Here is a 1,593-nt window from a genome sequence, read left to right on the forward strand (position 1 = left end):
GGAATTTAATTTAGGGTAATTGAGTATAAATAATGGAATTATATTCTTACGCTTTTTATTCGAAGACATGGAGATAGGCGGATAATCGTTGTAGGGTAAATATATTGAAATTTTATTCATTAAGCTGAATGAGTGAAGAGAAGTGATTATTTATTGCTTTGTTGATATGTATCAATATTTTATACGTGACAAATAAAAAAGGGAGCTTTAGCTCCCTTTTTTATTTTCAATAGCGTATTAAATAAATAAGCTACCGAAGACAAAGCCTAAAGCTACGGCTGAAGAAATGGTTGCAACGCCTGGTATAAAGAATGGATGGTTGAACACATACTTACCAATACGAGTAGAACCAGTATCATCCATTTCAACTGCTGCAAGTAGGGTTGGGTAGGTAGGGAGTACAAACAGAGCGCTGACAGCAGCAAAAGAGGCCACTGCCGTTAATGGTGCGACTCCAATTGCTAATGCTGCTGGCATTAGTGCAACCGTCGTTGCTCCTTGAGAGTAAAGTAGCATAGACGCGAAAAATAGAACCAGAGCTAGCATCCAAGGGTAGTCAGACAGCAGCGCCCCTGCAACCTCTTTAATTCCAGCAACGTGTGCGTTGACGAAGGTTGAACCTAACCAAGCTACACCCAAGACGCAAACACAAGCAGTCATACCTGAGCGGAATGTTGCGGCTGATGGAATTTTCGCTGCATCAATTTTAGTAAATAGCACAATCGCTGCTGAGGCCGCTAGCATGAAAGTCATGATGGCTTCGTTACGCCCTAAGGCTGGGTTTTCGATAAGACCAACAGAGCCAGAAATAGCGGCGGCATAGCAAACAACAAAGAAAATTGTGCCAATGAAAATGAATGTCGCGCGTTTTGCTGTGGGTAGAATTTCACGTTTTTGTTCGGTATTGAGTTTGATTAAACCTTTGGCTAAGCGATCCTGATATTCAGGATCATCTTTTAGCTCACTTCCCATAAAGTTGGCCACAAAGGCTCCAATCATGCAAGCGACAAACGTGGTTGGAATACAAACGGCTAATAACGTGAGGTAATCAACCCCAAACGGTGCCAACATTGCGGCAAAGGCTACTACTGCCGCCGAAATCGGAGAGGCGGTAATTGCAATTTGTGATGCAACAACCGCAATTGATAGTGGTCGAGAAGGGCGGATACCTTGACCTTTTGCTACTTCGGCAATGACTGGCAACGTTGAAAAAGCGGTGTGGCCAGTACCTGCCAATAATGTCATTAAGAACGTGACAATCGGGGCATAAAAAGTAATTCGTTCAGGATGTTTGCGTAAAAAATTTTCGGCGATTTGAACTAACCAGTCCATGCCACCTGCAACTTGCATTGCTGCAATTGCTGTGATGACAGACATGATGATCAAAATGACGTCGACAGGAATGAAAGATTGGTTAGTTGGAACACCTAACAGTAATGAAAGGGCAATGACCCCTGCGCCACCAGCTAGGCCAATTCCAATACCACCCATTCTTGCTCCTAAGAATATAAAGAGCAGAACAATAAACAGTTCAACTATTACCATGTGGATACCTCATTATTTTTAATTTAATTATCTGAATATTCAGATGGC

1 protein-coding gene is annotated in these 1,593 nt (G+C 42.2%); it reads right to left on the reverse strand.

From position 1 onward, the window contains the following. Positions 1-237 precede the first annotated feature (237 nt). The gene (locus tag VOR_RS0101335) at positions 238-1,545 is read right to left on the reverse strand and encodes an anaerobic C4-dicarboxylate transporter (protein WP_029626800.1); all 1,308 of its coding nucleotides are present in this window, start codon (positions 1,543-1,545) and stop codon (positions 238-240) included. Positions 1,546-1,593: the final 48 nt, after the last annotated feature.

Source organism: Vibrio ordalii ATCC 33509, assembly GCA_000257205.1.
Lineage (GTDB): Bacteria > Pseudomonadota > Gammaproteobacteria > Enterobacterales > Vibrionaceae > Vibrio > Vibrio ordalii.

Excerpts from the sequence above, each read along its gene's own strand:
- VOR_RS0101335 (WP_029626800.1), bottom strand. The coding sequence starts at position 1,545 with ATGGTAATAGTTGAACTGTTTATTGTTCTGCTCTTTATATTCTTAGGA.